A 17497-nucleotide genomic window follows, 5' to 3' on the forward strand; every position below is an offset into this window, starting at 1 on the left:
CGGGTGCGGGGCGCCCTCGACTGGCTGTTCGTCGACCGCACCGACCCGGAGCGCCGCTGGGTTCTGGGCCAGTGGCCCAACGTCATGATCCTGGTGTTCCTGGTGCTCACCGTGATCGCCTCGTTCGTCGCCGACGACGGGGCATGGGGCACCGCGCTGTACGTCGGCACCCGGATCGCGATCCTCTGGTGGGCCGCCGACGAGCTGTTCCGCGGGGTGAACCCGTTCCGCCGGCTCACCGGCGCAGGGGTGCTGGTGTTCGTGCTGGCGGGGGTCGCCCAGCGGCTCTAGGCCGGTGGCACCGGACCGAGGACCGCGAGGCTGGCGATCACGGTCGGCTCGTCGGGGGCGAGGAACACGACGCACGAGGGGTGACCCCCGGCCGCCTCGATGCCGATCAGCCGGAGGGTCCGGTGCTCGGTCGCGGTCAGCTGCTGCGCCGCCTCGTCGAAGCCGAGCGTCGGCAGGCCGATGCGCGCCACGTGCGACGCACGGCGCCGGTAGATCGTCGCCACGTGTGCCGTGGTCGTCGGAGGCCGGTCGGCCCCGTCGACGCGCGTGGTCGCGTCGTCGAGAAGCGCCAGGCACGTCGGGACGGCCGCCCCACCCGCGCGGACGAGTGCTGTCCGGAGCTCCTCGACGGTCACGAGTCGAAGACCGACCAGCAGATCGCGTTGCGGGCCCGCTGGTCCTCCAGCACGAGCTGCAGGACGGCGTCGGGGAGCCGGTCGCGCTGCCAGCGGCACTCCTGCTCCCCTGCCTCCGGGCCCTCGGCCGCCCGCACGGCCTTGATCGCGTACGCGGCGGCACCCAGGTCGTGTTCGGCGACGTGCGCGACCGCGCCGGCCTGACCCGCGGCGTAGGCGGCGTGCCGGGCGGCGCCACGCAGGTCCTGGGCCGCGCCCATCGCGTGCCCGCCGCGTGCCCGGGCCTGCATCATCGGCAGCTCGCCGCGGGTCCAGGCCCGGGCGGCCTCGACCGCGGCCCGCGGTCGGACGTCGTCCGGCCGGACCGCCTCGAACAGCGGCAGCACGTGCTCGGCGCAGTCGGCGGCCCAGAGGGCGAGCAGGTGGTGGTCGGCGTCGGTGAGCGTGCCGCCGCGCCGGACGGTCACCAGCCGCGGGTCGCGGACCTCCGGGAGGATCACGTCCGGCGCTCCGGGCGGGCCTGCCACGCGAGGTCCCGACGCGTCATGCCGGGGAGCGTACGGCGGTCTTGCCCCTGGTCAGGCGTGCTCGATGCAGGTGCGGGCGGCAGGGCGGGCGGCCAGGCGGGCCTCGCCGATGGGCCGGCCGCAGACCTCGCAGCGGCCGTAGCTGCCGGCGGCGACGCGGGCGGTCGCGGCGTCGATCTCGGCCAGGCGCGCGGTGGCCTGGGCGAGGACGGCGCCCAGCTGGGCGCGCTCGAAGCCGATGGTGGCGCCCTCGGGGTCGTGCTCGTCGTCGGCGTTGTCCCCGCGGGAGGCCTCCACGACGGCGGCGTACTCGGCGGTGAGCGCCTCGATCTGGGCCTGGGTGGCGGCCCGGGCCTGGGCGAGCACGTCCTCGGGAGTGGTCACCGGACCATGGTCCTCCGACACGGGGCGCATCCGTCCGAGAACACCGAGACAGGGCCTCTGAGCTGCGGTTTTGGCTGGTCTGGGGCAACATCCTGCGGTAGACTTCGAACACCTGATCGAACGGTCTGGGAGGTGTCGTGAGCGAACTGCGGTCCGCCATCGACGCGCTCTCGGCTGATGACCTGCACGCGCTGGTGGCCGGGCAGCTGCTGGACCGGACGGCGGAGCTGGTGCAGTCGATCAACCGGCTCAACTCCGAGCTGATCCGAACCGTCCGGCACGCCGACGTGGTCGACGCCGCGGAGCACGACGGGCTGAGGACGATGCAGTCGCTGCTGCGCGGACACCACCACTGGTCGGCCGGAGCTGCGTCGGCGGTGGTCAGGGCCGGGCGGGTGCTGGAGCACCTGCCACGGTTGGAAGCCGCCTTCGCTGAGGGGGCGGTCACCGCCGCCCAGGTCGGGGTCGTGGCCCACGCGCTGCGCCCGTGTGACATCGCGGCGGCCGCGGAGCAGGACATCGACCTGGACGCCTTCGACGAGGCCTGGACCGAGGTCGCTCGCACGCTGCCGCACGCGAAGCTCGCGACCGCGGTCAACGCGTTCCGCCACGCCCTGGACCCCGACGGGCCCGAGCCCGACCCCACCGAGGAGCGCCGGTTCACCAAGACCCGGCACGCCAACGGGTCAGGGTCTGGTCGCTTCGACCTCGACGCCGTGGGGTTCGAGAAGGTCCAGGCGGTGATCGAGTCGATGGTGCAGGCCGACCGGCCCCTGGGGGACGTGCGGAACCGCTCGCAGCAGCAGGCCGACGCGTTGGTGCAGTGGGCCGACAACACCCTCGCCGCGGGTGACCTGCCGTTCTTACGCACGGTCAAGCCGCAGGTGATGGTCACCATCGACCTCGACGACCTCATGGAACCGACCACGGGACCCGACACCGCGACCACGGGCTTCGGTGCCACCATCTCCGCCGCCCGGGCTCGGTGGATCGCCTGCGACTCCGCGGTCACCCGGATCGTGATGGGCCCCGACGGGCTCCCCCTCGACGTCGGGCGCACCAAGCGCGTCGTGCCACCGCACATCCGCAAGGCCGTCGAGGCCAGGGACGGACACTGCGTCTTCGCCGGCTGCTTCAACCCGACCCACTGGTGCGATGTGCACCACCTGGCCGAATGGCTCCGCGACGACGGCGACACCTCGCTGGACAACTCAGCGCTGCTCTGCGAACGGCACCACACCAAGGTCCACCACGGGTTCCGCGTCGAACGCGACGACGGAGCACCACGGGGGAAGCGATGGCGCACGTTCCGACCCGACGGCACCGAGATCGTCGTGGACCGCCTGCTCAGCTGATGCCGTCAGCCCACGTCAGCGCCCCGTCACCGCGACGTCAGCGGCGGGGCCGACGGTGGGCACCATGACGCACACCATCGAGGCCGAGGGCCTCACCCTCAGCTACGGCAGCACGAAGGCCCTGGACGGGGTCGACCTCACCGTCCCGGCCGGCACGGTGCTCGGCGTGCTGGGCCCCAACGGCGCGGGCAAGACCACCGCCGTCCGGGTGCTCTCCACCCTCCTGCGGGCCGACGCCGGCAGCGCCCGGGTCGCGGGCTTCGACGTCCGCACCCAGCCGCAGGAGGTCCGCCGCCGGATCGGGCTCACCGGGCAGTACGCCTCGGTCGACGAGGACCTCACCGGCGCCCAGAACGTCGCCATGATCGGTCGGCTGCTCGGCATGTCCCGCCCGGCTGCCAAGGCCCGCGCGGCCGAGCTGCTCGCCGGCTTCAGCCTCTCCGACGCCGCCGACCGCTCCGCCAAGACCTACTCCGGCGGCATGCGCCGACGCCTGGACCTCGCCGCCAGCCTCGTCGGCCGCCCGCAGGTGCTCTTCCTCGACGAGCCCACCACCGGCCTGGACCCGCGCAGCCGCACCGAGGTGTGGGACGTCGTCCGCCGCCTGGTCACCGACGGCACGTCGGTGCTGCTGACCACCCAGTACCTCGAGGAGGCCGACGAACTCGCCGACGACATCGTCGTCTTCGACACCGGCCGGGCCGTCGCCCACGGCACCAGCGACGAGCTCAAGCACCGCACCGGCGCGCAGACCCTCACCGTGCGACCCCGCGACCGGGCCGACACCCCGACCGTGCTGGCCGTCCTCGAGCAGGTCACCGGCGCCACCCCGGCCCTCGACGGACACGGCACCGCCTCGGTCCCGGTCCGCAACGAGGCCCTGCTGGGCACCGTGCTCGACCTGCTCACCACCCAGGGCGTCGGGCTCTCCGAGCTCGCCGTCCGCCTCCCCAGCCTCGACGAGGTCTTCCTCGCCCTCACCGGGCACGCCACCCCGTCCGACACCCCCGAGAAGGAGGCCGTGGCATGACCACCGCCACCCGACCCGCCCCCCGCTTCGACGTCCCCGAGATCGCTTCCGCCCCCCGGCTGCCCGCCGTGCAGCAGGCGCTCACCCTCGCCTGGCGCAACGTGGTGAAGATCCGCCACCAGCCCGAGGCGCTGATGGACGTCAGCCTCCAGCCGATCATCTTCACGGTGCTGTTCGTCTTCGTCTTCGGCGGCGCGATCGCCGGCGACTGGCGGGACTACCTCACCTACCTGGTGCCCGGCATCCTCGTGCAGACCCTGATGTTCGCCACCGGCGGCATCGGCGTCGCGCTGAACAACGACATCACCAAGGGCGTCTTCGACCGCTTCCGCAGCCTGCCGATCGCCCGGTCGGCGCCGCTGGTCGGCGCGGTGCTGGCCGACGTCGTCCGGTTCGTCACCGCGATCACCGTGCTGCTGGCGTTCACCGCCCTGCTGGGCTTCCGGACGACGCAGGGCCTGCCCGCGGCCGCCCTGGCCGTGGTGGTCGCGATCGGCTTCGCGATGTGCCTGTCCTGGGTGTTCGTCTGGATCGGGCTCACCGTCCGCTCCGCCGGCGCGGTGCAGGGCGTGGGCTTCCTGGCCACCTTCCCGCTCACCTTCGGCAGCACCGCGCTGGTCTCGGCCGACACGCTGCCCGGCTGGCTGGCCGCCTTCACCCGCAACAACCCGGTCACCCACGTCATCGACACCGTCCGTGGGCTGCTGCTGGGCGGCCCGGTCGCCGAGCCGCTGGCCTGGACCGCCGGCTGGTCGGCCCTGCTGCTGGTGGTCTTCGTGCCGCTGGCCATGCGCGCCTACCGCCGGCGCGTCTGAGCCCGAGGACGACATGGACCCGCTGACCACCACCCTCGCCCTCGCCGTCCTCGCGGTGCTCGTCGTCGTGGCCGCCTCGGCCCTCGGCGAGCGCCTCGGGGTCGCCGCCCCGCTGCTGCTGGTGGGGGCCGGGGTGGTGGCCAGCCTGGTCCCGGGGTTCCCGGCGGTCGAGGTCGAGCCCGAGTGGGTGCTCGCCGGCCTGCTCCCCCCGCTGCTCTACTCCGCCGCCGTCTCGGTCCCGGCCATGGACCTGCGCCGCGAGCTGTCCGCCGTCAGCGGCCTGTCGATCGTCCTGGTCGTGTTGAGCTCGTTAGCCCTCGGCGGCTTCTTCGCCCTGGTCGTCCCCGGGCTCGGGCTCGCCTGGGGTGTGGCGCTGGGTGCGGTGGTCAGCCCCACCGACGCCGTCGCCACCTCCATCGCCCGCCGGCTCGGCGTCCCCGCCCGCGCCGTGACGATCCTGGACGGCGAGGGACTGCTCAACGACGCCACCGCCCTCGTCGTGCTGCGGGCCGCGATCGCCGCGGCGGCCACCGGGGTCTCGCTGTGGGGCGTGGCCGGCCGGTTCGTCTGGGCCGTCGCCGGCGCCGCGCTGATCGGCGTGCTGGTCGGCCGGATCGGGCTCTGGGTGCGCTCCCGGCTGCACGAGGTCCCGGCCACCACGGCACTGTCCTTCGCCGTCCCGTTCGTCGCCGCCATCCCGGCCGAGCTGGCCGGGGCGTCCGGGCTGGTGGCCGCCGTCCTGGCCGGGCTGACCACCGGCTGGCGCGCCCCGCGGGTGCTCTCCCCCGGCGCCCGGCTGTCCGACGCGCAGAACTGGGGATGCGTCGAGATGCTGCTCGAGGGGGCGGTCTTCCTGCTCATGGGCCTGCAGCTGGTCGGGATCGTCCGCGACGTGCAGGCCGACCACGCCGGCGTCGGGACCGCGCTGGGCATCGCCGCCGGCGCCCTGCTGCTCACCGTCGTCGTCCGGGCGGTCTACGTGAGCCTGCTGTTCCTCGGCCAACGCACCCGGACCGGCCGCGCCGAGCAGCGCAGGGACGTGTTCGCCCGGTTGCACGCCGGGGAGGAGGTGGGCCACCGCAAGCCCCGGCGCACCCCCACCGAGCGGCAGGTCGCGCAGTTCCGCTCGCGGGTCGCCCGCGCCCTCGCCGACCTCGACCACCTGCTCGCGCACCCCCTGGACGCCCGGCAGGGCGCCGTCGTGGTGTGGGCGGGGATGCGCGGTGCGATCACCCTGGCCGCCGCCCAGACGCTGCCCGCGGAGACCCCCGCCCGTCCGCTGCTGCTGCTGGTGGCCGTCGCGGTCGCGGTGGGGTCGTTGCTGCTGCAGGGCGCGACCCTGCCGTGGGTGGTCCGGCGGCTGCTGCCCGGCCACACCACCGTCGCCGATCCCGCCCAGTGGGACGTCGTCCGTGCCCGGCTGGACGACGCGGCCGCCGGCACGACCGACCCGGTGGCCGTCCTGGACGCCCAGCGGGCCGCCCTGCTCGACGAGCGCGACCTGGGCCGGCTGGAGTCCGCCGTGCTGACCGCGGCGCTGGCCGAGCTGGACGCCGACCAGATCGCGCTGGAGGTCAGAGCCCGCGCGGGCTGACCAGCACCGCCCCGACCTCGTCCAGCGCGGCCGCCCGGCCCACGGCCACCCCGGCAGCCTCCGCCGCCTCCGCGGTGGCCGCGCCCAGCGCCGTGGCGAGCCGGACCCGCAGCGCCGCGGCGGCCGGGTCGCCGCGGTCGGCCCGGCCGCGCACCGCCTCGGCCAGTCCGAGCAGCCGGGCCGAGGCCGCCGGCTCCCCGGCGGCCTCGGCCACCACCGCGCGGCCGACCAGCACGGTCGCCAGCACCGGGATGTCTCCCGCGCTCTGCGCCGCCCCCTGCTGCGCCTGCGCCAGGAGCTCCTCGGCCTCGGCCACGGCGCCCCGGCCGGCCAGCACCTGGGCCCGCACGGTCCGCACGAGCGCACCGATCTGGTCCAGGCCCGCGCCCGCTGCCTCGGCGAGCCGGCCCACCGCCGCGCGGCTGGTCCGGTCGGCCTGCTCGAGGTCGTCGGCCAGCAGCGCCACCTGCGCCCGGGCCGCCTCGCCGTAGGCGAGCCCGGTGCCCCCGGTCCGTGCCAGGGGCACGAGGACCTCGTCCAGGTCCGCCTCGGCGCCGGCCAGCTCACCGGCCGCGGCGCGCAGCAGGGCCAGCCGGACCCGGAGCATGGGCGAGTCGTCGGAGGTGCCCAGCTCGTCGGAGCAGCGCAACGCCTCCGTCACCAGCTCCGTCGCCCGGGCCAGGTCGCCGTCCTGGGCGGCGATCTGGCCCAGCGCGGCCGCGGTGACCGACATCCCCCAGCGGTCGCCCAGCTCGCGGAAGGCCGCCCGGGCGGTCTGCAGGTCCTCGGACAGGGTCTCGTAGCGCCCGTCGTTCTCCGCGGCCATGCCGACCGCGGCGCGGACGACGGCCCGCACCCACGGGTCGGGGTGCGCGGCCGGACGGTCCAGCCCCTCCGGCCGACCGAGGAACACCGAGGCCAGGGCCCAGCTGACCGCGGCGACCGGTTCGTCCGCGGCCGCACCGAGCTGGTCGGGGAAGGCGACGACCTCGGTCAGCGCGCCCCGCGCACCGTCCCAGCCGAGCTCGTCGGCGGCGGCCAGCGCCGCGAAGGTCAGGCAGACCGTGCGCAGCGGGGTGGGTGACGACGGCAGCCGGGCCACCTCCGCCAGCTGCCGGGCGGCGGCGACCTGCTGCCCGGACAGCAGCCAGAACCAGGCCAGCCGGCCGGCCAGGTGCACGGCCTCGTCCCCGCGGCCCGCGGAGACCTCGCGCTGCAGTGCGGCCAGCAGCCCGTCGCGCTCGGCACGCAGCTCGCGCAGGGCGTCGAGCTGCCCCGGGCCGCGCAGCAGCGGGTCCAGCCGGTCCAGCAGGGCCCGGCACCAGGCGGAGTGCGCGGCCTCGGTCGCCGCGCGCTCGCCCGCGGCGTCCAGCTGTTCGGCGCCGTAGGCCCGCACCGTCTCCAGCATCCGGTACCGGACGCCGTCCCCCTCGGGCACCGCGGTCAGCAGCGACTTCTCCACCAGCCCGGCGATCGCGTCGAGCACGTCGGGGTCGCCGCAGACGGCCTCCGCGGCCTCGAGCGTCACCCCGTCCGCGGGCACCGACAGCCGCCGGCCGACGGCCTGCTCGGCCGGGCGCAGGGCCTCCCAGCTCCACTCCACCACCGCCCGCAGGGTCTGCTGGCGGGGCAGCGCCACCCGGCTGCCCCCGGTCAGCAGCGCGAAGCGGTCGTCGAGCCGGGCGGCGATCTGGGCCAGGCCCAGCGTGCGCAGCCGGGCCGCGGCCAGCTCCAGGGCCAGCGGCATGCCGTCCAGCCGCCGGCACACCTCGAGCACGAGCGGCAGGGTGCCCGCGGTCACCGCGAACGCGGGGCTGGCGGCGACCGCCCGGTCGGTGAACAGCCGGACGACGTCGGAGTCGGCGGCCCGCGGGTCGTCGGCCGCCGGCACCGACAGGGGGCCCACCGGCACCAGCGCCTCCCCCGGGATGCCGAGGGCCTCCCGGCTCGTGGTGAGCACGACGAGGCCGGGGCAGGAGCCCAGCAGCTCGTCGGTGAGCCGGGCCACGGCGTCGACGAGGTGCTCGCAGTTGTCCAGCACCAGCAGCCCCCGCCGGGTGGCGAGCACCTCCCGGAGCCGCACCCCGGTCTCGACCACGGTGGGCACCCGCTCCAGCGTGGTGGAGCCCCGCTGCCCCACGGCGGTGAGGACGGCGGCGGGCAGCTGGCGCGGCTCCCCGAGCGGGGCCAGCTCGACCCACCAGACCCCGTCCTGGGTCGTGGACTCCCGCTGCCGGGCGACCTCCTGGGCCAGCCGGGTCTTGCCCGCACCGCCGGGGCCCAGCAGGGTGACCAGGCGCCCGCGGTCGAGCCGGTCGGCGACCAGGTCCAGCTCTGTGGCCCGGCCGCGGAAGCTCGTGAGCGCCGTGCGCAGGACGGGGCGCTCCGGGGTCTCGTCCCGGAGCACGGCCAGCTGGGCGGCCTGCAGCGCCGGTCCGGGGTCGGTCCCGAGCTCGTCGGCCAGCCGCCGCCGGGCCTGCTCGTACGCGGCCAGGGCGTCCGCCGTCCGGCCGGCCCGGTGCAGGGCCCGGACCCGTAGGGCGACCAGTGCCTCGCGGAGGGGGTGCTCGGTGACGAGCCGGTCGAGCTCGGGCAGCTCCGCGGCTCCCGCGCCGGAGAGCCGGCCCTCGGCACCGACCAGCCGCAGCTCGGCCCAGCGGGCGGCCGGGGCGGCGGTGAAGGCCAGGTCACGCAGGTCGGCCAGCGGCTCGCCCCGCCACAGCGCCTCGGCGGCGCCGGGGTCGGTGGCGACCAGGTCCTCGAACCGGCAGGCGTCGACGGCGTCCCGGGGCAGGTCGAGCAGGTAGCCCGGCGGCTGGGCCCGCAGCGGCACCCCGGGCACCGCCCGACGCACCCGGGACACCACGGCCTGCAGGGCGTTGGCCGGGGCGGCCGGCGGGGCGCCGTCCCAGAGCGCCTCGACCAGCGCGTCGATCGAGACCACCCGGCCGGGGTCCAGCGCCAGCCGGGCCAGCAGCGCCCGCGCCCGGACCCCGAGCTCGGTGGGGACGCCGTCGACCCGGACGACGACCGGCCCGAGCAGCTCGACGGCGAGGGTCACGCGTCCCGGCGCAGCAGCCGCAGCGAACCGGTGCCGGGCAGCTCGGTGAACTCCCCCGAGGCCAGCACCCGGGTGTAGACGCCGAAGGGCGCCTGGCCGCCGTCGGCGGGGTCGGGGAAGACGTCGTGCACCGCGAGCGTGCCGCCCACGGCGAGCTTCTCGACCCAGGCGTCCTGGTCGCGGCGGGCGGACTCCTCGGTGTGGCTGCCGTCCAGGAACAGCAGCGCCAGGGGGGCCGCCCACAGCGGGGCGAGGGTCTCCGAGCGGGCGACGACGGCGACCACCAGGTCCTCGGCCGGGTGCACGGTGCGGCGGAAGGAGGGCAGCGTGTCCAGCTCGTTGACGGCCGGGTCGACCAGCTCGGGCTGGTGGTACTCCCAGCCGGGCTGGTGCTCCTCCGAGCCGCGGTGGTGGTCCACGGTGACGACGACCCGCCCGGTCTCGTCGGCCGCGGCGGCCAGGTAGAGCGCGGACTTGCCCATCCAGCTGCCGATCTCCAGCAGTGGCCCGGGCACCGCGACCGAGCGGGCCGCCGCGTACAGCGCCCGCCCCTCGTCCTCGGGCATAAACCCCGGTGCCGCGACCGCCAGGGCCAGCAGCTCGTCGGTGCGGGTCACCGGGCGAACCGGGTGAGCAGCGTCGGCGCGGGCCGGTTGCCCGCGGCCTTGGCGAAGAACGCGCCGACCGCCGTCGTCACCGGGACGGCGAGGACCAGCGCGATGGCGCCGACCAGCGTCCGGATGACCTCCTCGCCCACCTCGGTGCCGGTGACGACGTCCCACAGCGGCCGGTCGTAGATCTCGAAGAGCAGCAGCAGCGGGAGCGCGGCCCCGGCGTAGGCGAAGACGATCGTGTAGATCGTGGAGGCGATGTGGTCGCGGCCCACGCTCATCCCTCGGGCGAACAGCTGCGCCCAGGTGAGCGTCGGGTCGACCTCGTGCAGCTGCCAGATCGCCGAGGCCTGGGTGATGGTGACGTCGTTGAGCACGCCGAGCCCGGCCACGGTGATGCCGGCCAGCACCAGCCCGGAGAAGTCCAGCGTCGGGTCGAAGGTGGACAGCTGCACCGTCTCCTCGCTCGACAGCCCGGTCAGCTTGGCCGCCGACACCGCCAGCGCCCCCATGACCGCGACCAGCGTCAACCCGAACAGGGTGCCGATCAGCGCCGTCGTCGTCCGGGCGCTGAAGCCGTGCGCCAGGTAGAGGACGACGAACATGATCGCCGAACTGCCCACCAGCGTGACCAGCGTCGGGGAGCTCTCACCGAGGATCCCGGGCAGCACGAACTTCAGCAGCACGAAGAACGAGAACGCCAGCCCGACGAGGGCGGCGATGCCGCGCAGCCGGGCGACCGCGGCCACCACCAGCACGAACCCCAGCGCCAGGGTGATGATCGGCGCGCCCCGGGCGAAGTCGTTGAAGGTGTAGCTGGCCTGGCCGTCGCCCGTGTCGGCGGACCGGGCGACCACGATCGTCTCGCCCTCCTCGATGCCGTAGGCGACCACGTCGGCGGACAGCTCGATCGAGACGTACTCCCCGGTGCCCGCGCCCTCCACGACCTCCACCACCGCGGTGGCGCAGGTGAGCGTCTGGCCCTCGACCGCCCCGGTGGAGCAGTCGTAGGTCTGCAGCGACACCACCCGCGCGTCGGCCAGCGTGGTGCTCCCGCTGGGCAGGTACTGCTGGGCGGTCTGCCCGGCCCGGGTCTCACCGCCCGAGGGCCACAGCGCGATCAGCCCGACGACGGTGGCCAGGGCGACCGGCACGAGCACCAGCAGCATCAGCCAGGTCGCCCGCCGGCGGCGGGCGAGCACCTGCTCGGTCGGCGGGGCGTCGTCCGTGGGTCCGTGGGAGTGGGAGTGGGCCGGCACCGGGTCAGGCTAGGCGGCGACCGGCACGCGGGGGCTCGACCGGGCCGAGCCGGCCCGCCCCGGCCAGGTACCCGGCCAGCAGCGCCTCGGCGACCCGGGCGACGGCGTCCTCCCCAGGCAGGAAGCGCGGCGAGTGCAGGCCCGGACGGCGGCCGGCGGCGTCCGGCGCACCGCCGTCGACCCCCAGGAAGAGCATCAGGCCGCGGGCGTCGGCGCAGTAGTGGCTGAAGTCGTCGGCGCCGAAGGACCGCCAGGAGTCGTCCACCTCGACCCCGGCGCGGGCCAGCCAGGGCAGCGTGGCCCGGGCGAGGTCGGGGTCGTTGGCGAGCACCGGCTCGTTGCTCTCGCTGTGCACGACGGCGGTGCACCCGTACGCGGCGGCGGTGTGCTCGGCGACGTCGCCGAGCGCCTGCAGCAGCATCGTGCGGTCGCTCTCCCGCATCACCCGCAGGCCACCGCGGGCCCGGGCGGTGTCGGGGACGACGTTGAAGCTGCTGCCCGCGTCCAGCTGGGTGACCGCCAGGACGGCGCCCACGGTGGGGTCGACCCGGCGGCTCACCAGCTGCTGCAGCGCGACCACGACGGCGGCCAGGGCGAGCACCGGGTCGGCGGTGGTGTGCGGGTAGCCACCGTGCCCGCCGTGCCCGGTGACGGTGACCGTGAACTCGTCGGTGGCCGCGTTGACCGGGCCGGGGGTCGCGTTGACCACGCCGTCGGCGAGCTGGGGCTGCACGTGCGCGGCGACGACGGCGACCACCTGCTCCTCGGCCAGCAGCCCGGACGCCACGACGTCCCGGGCCCCCGAGGGCGCGCCCTCCTCCCGCGGCTGCAGCAGGGCCAGCAGCGGGGCCGGTCCACCGACGCGGGCGACCGCGCGGCAGACGGCGACCAGCCCGGCCAGGTGCGCGTCGTGCCCGCAGGCGTGCATGACCGGCCCGGTGGCCGCCCACTCCACCCCGGTGGTCTCGGTGACGACCAGCCCGTCGAGCTCGGCACGCAGCGCGACGGTGGGCCCGGTGGTGGTGCCGATCCGGACCAGTCGGCCCGTCCCGGCGACCTGCCGCCCCTCCCCCGCACCCAGCGCGGCGACCACGGCGGACGTGGTGTCGGCCTCGTCGCCGGAGCGGCGCGGGTCGGCGTGCAGGGCGTGCCGCAGCGCGACCGCGGCCGGCAGCTCCTCGGCGACGGCGGCGCGCAGCAGGTCGTGCCAGGCGGCCAGGGCGGGATCGGGGTCGCCGACGGGGGTGCTCACCCGCCCATGGTGCCGGGCAGGCGTTGCCGGGACGTCACGGGCAGACTCGGCCCGTGACGGACCAGGCAGACCCCGGCTGGGTCCGCAGCGGGTGGGGCCACCGGGTGGACTCCCAGGACGAGGCGTTCCGGGCGATCACCCGGATCGTGTCGCTGTCGGCGAACCGGCGGTACGTGTGGCGGGGCTGCACGAACAGCGCGTTCCGACTGCGCTCCTCCCTGCTGCGGGAGCTGATCGTCGCGGAGGGCGAGCCGCTGCCGAACGAACAGCTGGTGCGCCAGCACGAGGTCGCGATGCTGCGGGAGGCCCGGGAGTGGGGGCTGGCCGTGGAGATGGGCCCTCTTGCGTCGGACCTCTACCTCCTGGCCCACCTCCAGCACCACGGGCTCCCCACCCGGTTGCTCGACGTCACGTACAACCCGATGACCGCGTTGTGGTTCGCCTGCGAGGGCGGGGAGGACCAGGCGGGGGTCGTCTTCGCGTTCGACGTCACGGCCCTACCGACCCACGACACCATCGATCCGCACCAGAGGCAGACCTACGGCCTGCAGTCCGACCCGCACGCCTGGACGCTGCGCCGGGCGCTCCGGCAATCTGCATTGCGTTCTGAACCGTTCCTCGTGCGACCGACCGTGCCGAACCCCCGCATGCAGGCACAGGAGGGCCTGTTCCTGTCCGGCGCCGTGCCCACGACCGTCATGGCCGGAGGCATCGACGGGCTCCCTCTGCGACTGGGATCCCCGCCGGGCAGGGACAAGCTCGGTGCCCTGTTCAGCGAGGGCAACCGCCGAGCGGGGCGACCAGCGAGGCTGCCTTTCGTCGCCCTGGTGATCCCGGCGCGTCTGAAGGGCACCATCCGGAACCACCTGACAGCCCTCAACCGCACCCGCGCCGTCCTCTACCCCGACGTCGACGGGTTCCGGGACGCCTACCGCGGCGAGCACGTACAGCTCCACCCGCTGCCCGACGTCGTCCCCGCCCAGGACGACGCCGAGGCGGGGCCTCAGAGCCGGTAGGCCCGCCGGGCGTTCTCCGAACCGATCATCGCGGCGACCCGGCCGGCGTCGTCCGCCGTCCACGCGCCGTCCGCGACGCCGTCCCCCAGGTAGGACCCCAGGTTGCGGCGGAAGAGCAGCGTGCCCAGCACGTACAGCTCGGCGAGGCCGAAGGCGTCGGAGGAGAACAGCACCTTCCCGAACGGGGCCAGCTCCAGCAGCTCGGCCTGCAGCGCCGCCGAGCGCGCGCCCAGGTTGTGCGTGGCCAGCCCGACGTCGACGAAGACGTGGCCGAACACCTGGGCCAGGAAGCCGGCGTTGCGGTGGAACGGGTAGTTGTGCAGCAGCAGCACCGGCACCCCGGCCGGCTCGGTGGCCCGCAGCAGGTCGGTGAGCAGCAGCGGGTCGCAGCGGTGCAGGTCGACGTCGGCGTCGCCGTAGCCGACGTGGAACTGCACCGGCAGCCCCGCGTCGATGCCCGACCACACCAGGAAGCGGTGCAGCACCGGGTCGGCGATCCGCAGCGGGCCCCGGCCGTGCAGCAGGTGGTCCGCGGCCTGGGACACCTCGAGGTCGGTGGGCCGGGCGCCGTCCAGGGCCAGGCCGACCCGGTAGGCCGCGATCGACTTGCACCCGACGGCCGAGCGGGCCCGCTCGGCCAGCTTCTCGCGGAACGCCGCGGCGAACCCGCCCGCCCCGCAGTCGGCGGCCAGGCACTCCTCGGCCAGCGCCTCGAGCCGGACGATCTCGTGCCCGGTGCCGCCGGTGAGCGCAGCGAGCTCGGCGGGGCTGGTGATCGGCTCGGGCAGGTAGCCGGTGTCGACCAGGAAGGTCTGCGTGCCGACCGCGGCCATCAGCCGGCGGTTGACCTCGTCTGCCCCGAGCTCGGCCCGGCGGGCGAGGTAGGTGTCGGTGTCGGTGTGCGGCTCGAGGTCCAGCAGTGGCGGGCACCAGCGGCGCAGCGCGAACCCGATCTGGGAGTCCATCAGCGACCCACCCAGCGCGCTCGGCGCGCTGGCCTCGGTGAGCATCGCCTCGAACGCGGGGCGGTCGAGGTCACGGCGCACCAGGCCGTGGCAGTGGTGGTCGATCAGCTCGAGCCCGGTGAGGTCCACCCGCGCAGTCTCTACCGTGGACGGCATGAGCACCCCGTGGACGACCGCCGACATCCCCGACCAGGCCGGCCGCACGGTCGTCGTCACCGGGGCCAACTCCGGGCTCGGCCTGGCCACCTCCCGGGCACTGGCCGCCGCCGGCGCGCGGGTGGTCATGGCCGTTCGGGACACCGAGCGCGGCGGGGCGGCCGCCCGGTCGATCACCGGGGACGTCGAGGTGCGCCGGCTCGACCTGGCCGACCTGTCCTCGGTGCGGGAGTTCGCCGCCGCGTGGAGTGGGGATCTCGACGTCCTGGTGAACAACGCCGGGATCATGATGGTGCCGCAGGGGCGCACCGCCGACGGCTTCGAGCTGCAGTTCGGCACCAACCACCTGGGTCACTTCGCGCTGACGAACCTGCTGCTGCCGCACGTCACCGACCGGGTGGTCACCGTGTCCTCCGGGCTGCACCGAAGCGGGCGGATCGTGCTCGACGACCTCAACTGGGAGAACCGGCCCTACTCCGACACGGGCGCCTACGGGGCCTCGAAGCTGGCGAACCTGCTGTTCACCCTCGAGCTGCAGCGCCGGCTCACCGCCGCGGGTTCCCCGGTGCGCTCGACGGCCGCACACCCCGGGTACGCCGCGACCAACCTGCAGTCGCACACCGGCAGCCGGCTCAAGGACCTCGGGATGAAGCTGGGCAACCGGTTCATCGCCCAGTCCGACACCGACGGCGCGCTGCCCACCCTCTTCGCCGCCACCGCCGACCTGCCCGGCGGCAGCTACGCCGGCCCGTCCGGGTTCCAGGAGGGCCGCGGCGCCCCGACGCTGGTCGGCCGGTCGCAGTCGGCCTCCGACGTGGACCTGGCAAAGGCGCTGTGGACGGCGTCCGAGCAGCTCACCGGGATCAACTGACCTCGGCGATGTGGCCGTCGGGTCGGACCAGCAGGCCTGGGCCGCCGTCGGTGCGCTCCTGGGCTCCGATCCGCACGAAGCCGGCCGTCCGCTGCCGCTCGGCCAGCCGGGCCCCGCGCAGGGGGACATCGCCGGCGCGGGTGCCCACCAGCCCCGGGCCGGGGTACCGGATGCCGACCCCGGAGAACAGCCCGGCGCCGCGGCGGGCGACCGCTGGCAGCCGGAGCAGACCGCGCAGCACCACCGCCCGGGCCACCCGGCCCCGGACGCCGCCCAGGGTCATCAGCCGGATCGTCGCCCCCGAGGAGCGCAGCACCGTGGCACCGACCGGACGCCGCTCGCGCTCGTAGCCGTCGGGGTCGCCGGCGGCCAGCCGCCAGCCCAGCGCGAACGCGTCCTGGATGCCGGTGTTCATGCCCTGCCCGCCCGCGGGTGAGTGCACGTGCGCGGCGTCGCCGGCCAGCAGCACCCGGCCCGCCCGGTAGGTCGGCACCTGGCGTTCGTCGCTGGCGAACCGGGACGACCAGCGCACCTCGCCCATCGGCAGCCCGAACACCCGGTGCAGCAGCCCGGCGACCTCGGCGTCCTCCACGGGTGCGTCGGTGCCGACCTGGCGGCGGCGGTCCCACCCGATGAGCCGGAACCAGCCGTCGCCGAACGGGGCGAGGAACCCGAAGCCGTGCGCGTCGACGTCCACCCGCAGCTCGGTCGCGGCCAGCCCGGGCAGCCGGACGTCGGCCAGCACCACCGAGCGCAGCACCGTCCGGCCCGGGAACGGCAGCCCGACCAGCTGCCGGACGGCGCTGTGCACCCCGTCGGCGCCCACCACCCAGCGGGCCCGCCACTCCCGCTCCCCCGCCCGGACGACGACGCCGTCGCCGTCCTGGTCGAGACCGGTGACGGTCACCCCGCGCTCGACCCGGGCACCCGCGTCGAGGGCGTAGCGCTCCAGCAACCGGTCGACGTGCACCTGTGGGGTCATGAGCACGAACGGGAAGCGGCTGGGCAGCCCGCTCAGGTCGAGCCCGGCGTCCCCGACCAGCTGCAACCGGTCGACCGGGGTGCCGGTGGCGACCAGCTCGTCGGCCAGGCCGCGGCTGTCCAGCAGCTCCAGGGTGCGGGCGTGCACCCCGAACGCCCTGCTCAGCGGGCTGGGCGCGGCGTGCTTCTCCAGCACGGTCACCGAACCACCGGCCCGGGCCACCTCCCCGGCCACCGCACACCCGGTGGGTCCCGCCCCCACGACCACGACGTCGTCCATGCCGGCCTCCTCGTGTCATCACTCGATGACATGACGGTAGGCCTGGTGTCAACGCCTGATGACTTAGGCTCCGGCCATGCGCCCCCGCGATGCCGCCGCCACCGAGCAGGCCCTGCTCGACGCGGCCCGGGCCCGGTTCGCCACCGACGGCTTCGACCGCACGACGATCCGCGCGGTGGCCGCCGACGTCGGCGTCGACGCCGCACTCGTCATCCGGTACTTCGGCAGCAAGCAGGGGTTGTTCACCCGAGCTGCCGACCTCGACCTGGGGCTCCCCGACCTCACCGGCGTGCGGGCCGGGGACCTGGCGCGGGTGCTGGTCGACCGGTTCTTCGCCGTCTGGGAGGACGACCCCACGTTCCTGGCCCTGCTGCGCGCGGCGACCACCAGCGAGGTGGCCGCCGCTGCGATGCGGGAGGTGTTCACCGCCCAGGTGGCCCCGGCGCTGGCCGCGGTGACCGACGACCGACCCGCCGAGCGCGCCGCCCTGGTGGGCGCCACCGTGCTCGGCTTCGCTCTGGCCCGGTACGTGCTGCGCGTCCCCCCGCTGGTCGCGATGTCCCGGGAGGACGCCCAGACCTGGCTCGGCCCGACCCTGCGGCACTACCTCCTGGACTGACCCTCGCCGAGTGACAGCTCAGCGGGCTCGCACAGGCCCGGGAACCCCGCTCAGCTGTCACTCGGTGGCGGGGC

17 protein-coding genes are annotated in these 17497 nt (G+C 75.5%); 8 read left to right on the forward strand and 9 right to left on the reverse strand.

Translation table 11 applies throughout. The features are described from left to right. The first annotated feature begins 3 nt into the window (after positions 1-3). Entirely contained in the window at positions 4-291 is a 288-nt protein-coding gene (locus F1C76_01430) for a hypothetical protein (protein ID QNG35445.1), read from the forward strand. On the opposite strand, the gene F1C76_01435 is transcribed toward F1C76_01430, so the two are convergent. From F1C76_01435 to F1C76_01445, 3 genes are all read right to left on the reverse strand, one after another. Beyond that, the gene (locus tag F1C76_01435) at positions 288-515 is read right to left on the reverse strand and encodes a hypothetical protein (GenBank protein QNG35446.1); all 228 of its coding nucleotides are present in this window, start codon (positions 513-515) and stop codon (positions 288-290) included. The genes F1C76_01430 and F1C76_01435 overlap by 4 nt on opposite strands. A gap of 128 nt (positions 516-643) precedes the next feature. Then, complete coding sequence (locus F1C76_01440) at positions 644-1147, reverse strand: hypothetical protein (GenBank protein ID QNG35447.1); 504 nt, start codon at positions 1145-1147, stop codon at positions 644-646. A 78-nt stretch (positions 1148-1225) separates the two neighbouring features. Next, complete coding sequence (locus F1C76_01445) at positions 1226-1588, reverse strand: TraR/DksA family transcriptional regulator (protein QNG35448.1); 363 nt, start codon at positions 1586-1588, stop codon at positions 1226-1228. Positions 1589-1695: 107 nt separating this feature from the next. Here F1C76_01445 and F1C76_01450 point away from each other — a divergent pair, with 107 nt between their 5' ends. From F1C76_01450 to F1C76_01465, 4 genes are all read left to right on the forward strand, one after another. Beyond that, on the forward strand, positions 1696-2913 hold the full coding sequence (locus F1C76_01450) for a DUF222 domain-containing protein (protein QNG35449.1): 1218 nt from the start codon (positions 1696-1698) through the stop codon (positions 2911-2913). Positions 2914-2977: 64 nt separating this feature from the next. After that, a complete protein-coding gene (locus F1C76_01455) occupies positions 2978-3943 on the forward strand; it encodes an ATP-binding cassette domain-containing protein (protein ID QNG35450.1) in 966 nt (321 codons plus the stop codon). Then, the gene (locus tag F1C76_01460; GenBank protein QNG35451.1) at positions 3940-4758 is read left to right on the forward strand and encodes an ABC transporter permease; all 819 of its coding nucleotides are present in this window, start codon (positions 3940-3942) and stop codon (positions 4756-4758) included. Before F1C76_01455 ends, F1C76_01460 begins: the two co-directional genes overlap by 4 nt. 13 nt (positions 4759-4771) lie before the next feature. After that, complete coding sequence (locus F1C76_01465) at positions 4772-6352, forward strand: sodium:proton antiporter (GenBank protein ID QNG35452.1); 1581 nt, start codon at positions 4772-4774, stop codon at positions 6350-6352. On the opposite strand, the gene F1C76_01470 is transcribed toward F1C76_01465, so the two are convergent. The 4 genes from F1C76_01470 to F1C76_01485 form a co-directional block, all read right to left on the reverse strand. Then, positions 6333-9413, reverse strand: coding sequence for an AfsR/SARP family transcriptional regulator (locus F1C76_01470; protein QNG35453.1), 3081 nt, complete (start codon positions 9411-9413; stop codon positions 6333-6335). The two genes, F1C76_01465 and F1C76_01470, sit on opposite strands and share 20 nt — an antisense overlap. Then, complete coding sequence (locus tag F1C76_01475) at positions 9410-9979, reverse strand: class I SAM-dependent methyltransferase (GenBank protein QNG38926.1); 570 nt, start codon at positions 9977-9979, stop codon at positions 9410-9412. The genes F1C76_01470 and F1C76_01475 overlap by 4 nt, the downstream gene beginning before the upstream one ends. Positions 9980-10026: 47 nt before the next feature. Next, a complete protein-coding gene (locus F1C76_01480) occupies positions 10027-11193 on the reverse strand; it encodes a YibE/F family protein (GenBank protein QNG38927.1) in 1167 nt (388 codons plus the stop codon). Positions 11194-11287: 94 nt separating this feature from the next. Next, positions 11288-12535, reverse strand: coding sequence for an amidohydrolase (locus tag F1C76_01485; protein QNG35454.1), 1248 nt, complete (start codon positions 12533-12535; stop codon positions 11288-11290). Between the two features lie 23 nt (positions 12536-12558). Here F1C76_01485 and F1C76_01490 point away from each other — a divergent pair, with 23 nt between their 5' ends. Then, positions 12559-13551 carry an FRG domain-containing protein gene (locus tag F1C76_01490; GenBank protein QNG35455.1) on the forward strand — a complete coding sequence of 331 codons (993 nt, stop codon included), beginning with the start codon at positions 12559-12561 and terminating at the stop codon, positions 13549-13551. On the opposite strand, the gene F1C76_01495 is transcribed toward F1C76_01490, so the two are convergent. Then, the gene (locus F1C76_01495) at positions 13539-14672 is read right to left on the reverse strand and encodes an amidohydrolase (GenBank protein ID QNG35456.1); all 1134 of its coding nucleotides are present in this window, start codon (positions 14670-14672) and stop codon (positions 13539-13541) included. The genes F1C76_01490 and F1C76_01495 overlap by 13 nt on opposite strands. Between F1C76_01495 and F1C76_01500 the strand changes: the two genes are divergently transcribed. Beyond that, on the forward strand, positions 14671-15543 hold the full coding sequence (locus F1C76_01500) for an SDR family NAD(P)-dependent oxidoreductase (protein QNG35457.1): 873 nt from the start codon (positions 14671-14673) through the stop codon (positions 15541-15543). The two genes, F1C76_01495 and F1C76_01500, sit on opposite strands and share 2 nt — an antisense overlap. Here F1C76_01500 and F1C76_01505 read toward each other — a convergent pair. Continuing rightward, positions 15536-16804, reverse strand: coding sequence for an FAD-dependent oxidoreductase (locus tag F1C76_01505; protein ID QNG35458.1), 1269 nt, complete (start codon positions 16802-16804; stop codon positions 15536-15538). The two genes, F1C76_01500 and F1C76_01505, sit on opposite strands and share 8 nt — an antisense overlap. Positions 16805-16880: 76 nt before the next feature. Between F1C76_01505 and F1C76_01510 the strand changes: the two genes are divergently transcribed. After that, positions 16881-17423, forward strand: coding sequence for a TetR/AcrR family transcriptional regulator (locus F1C76_01510; protein QNG35459.1), 543 nt, complete (start codon positions 16881-16883; stop codon positions 17421-17423). Positions 17424-17497 lie beyond the last annotated feature (74 nt).

The organism is Geodermatophilaceae bacterium NBWT11 (genome assembly GCA_014218215.1).
Classification (GTDB): domain Bacteria; phylum Actinomycetota; class Actinomycetes; order Mycobacteriales; family Geodermatophilaceae; genus Klenkia.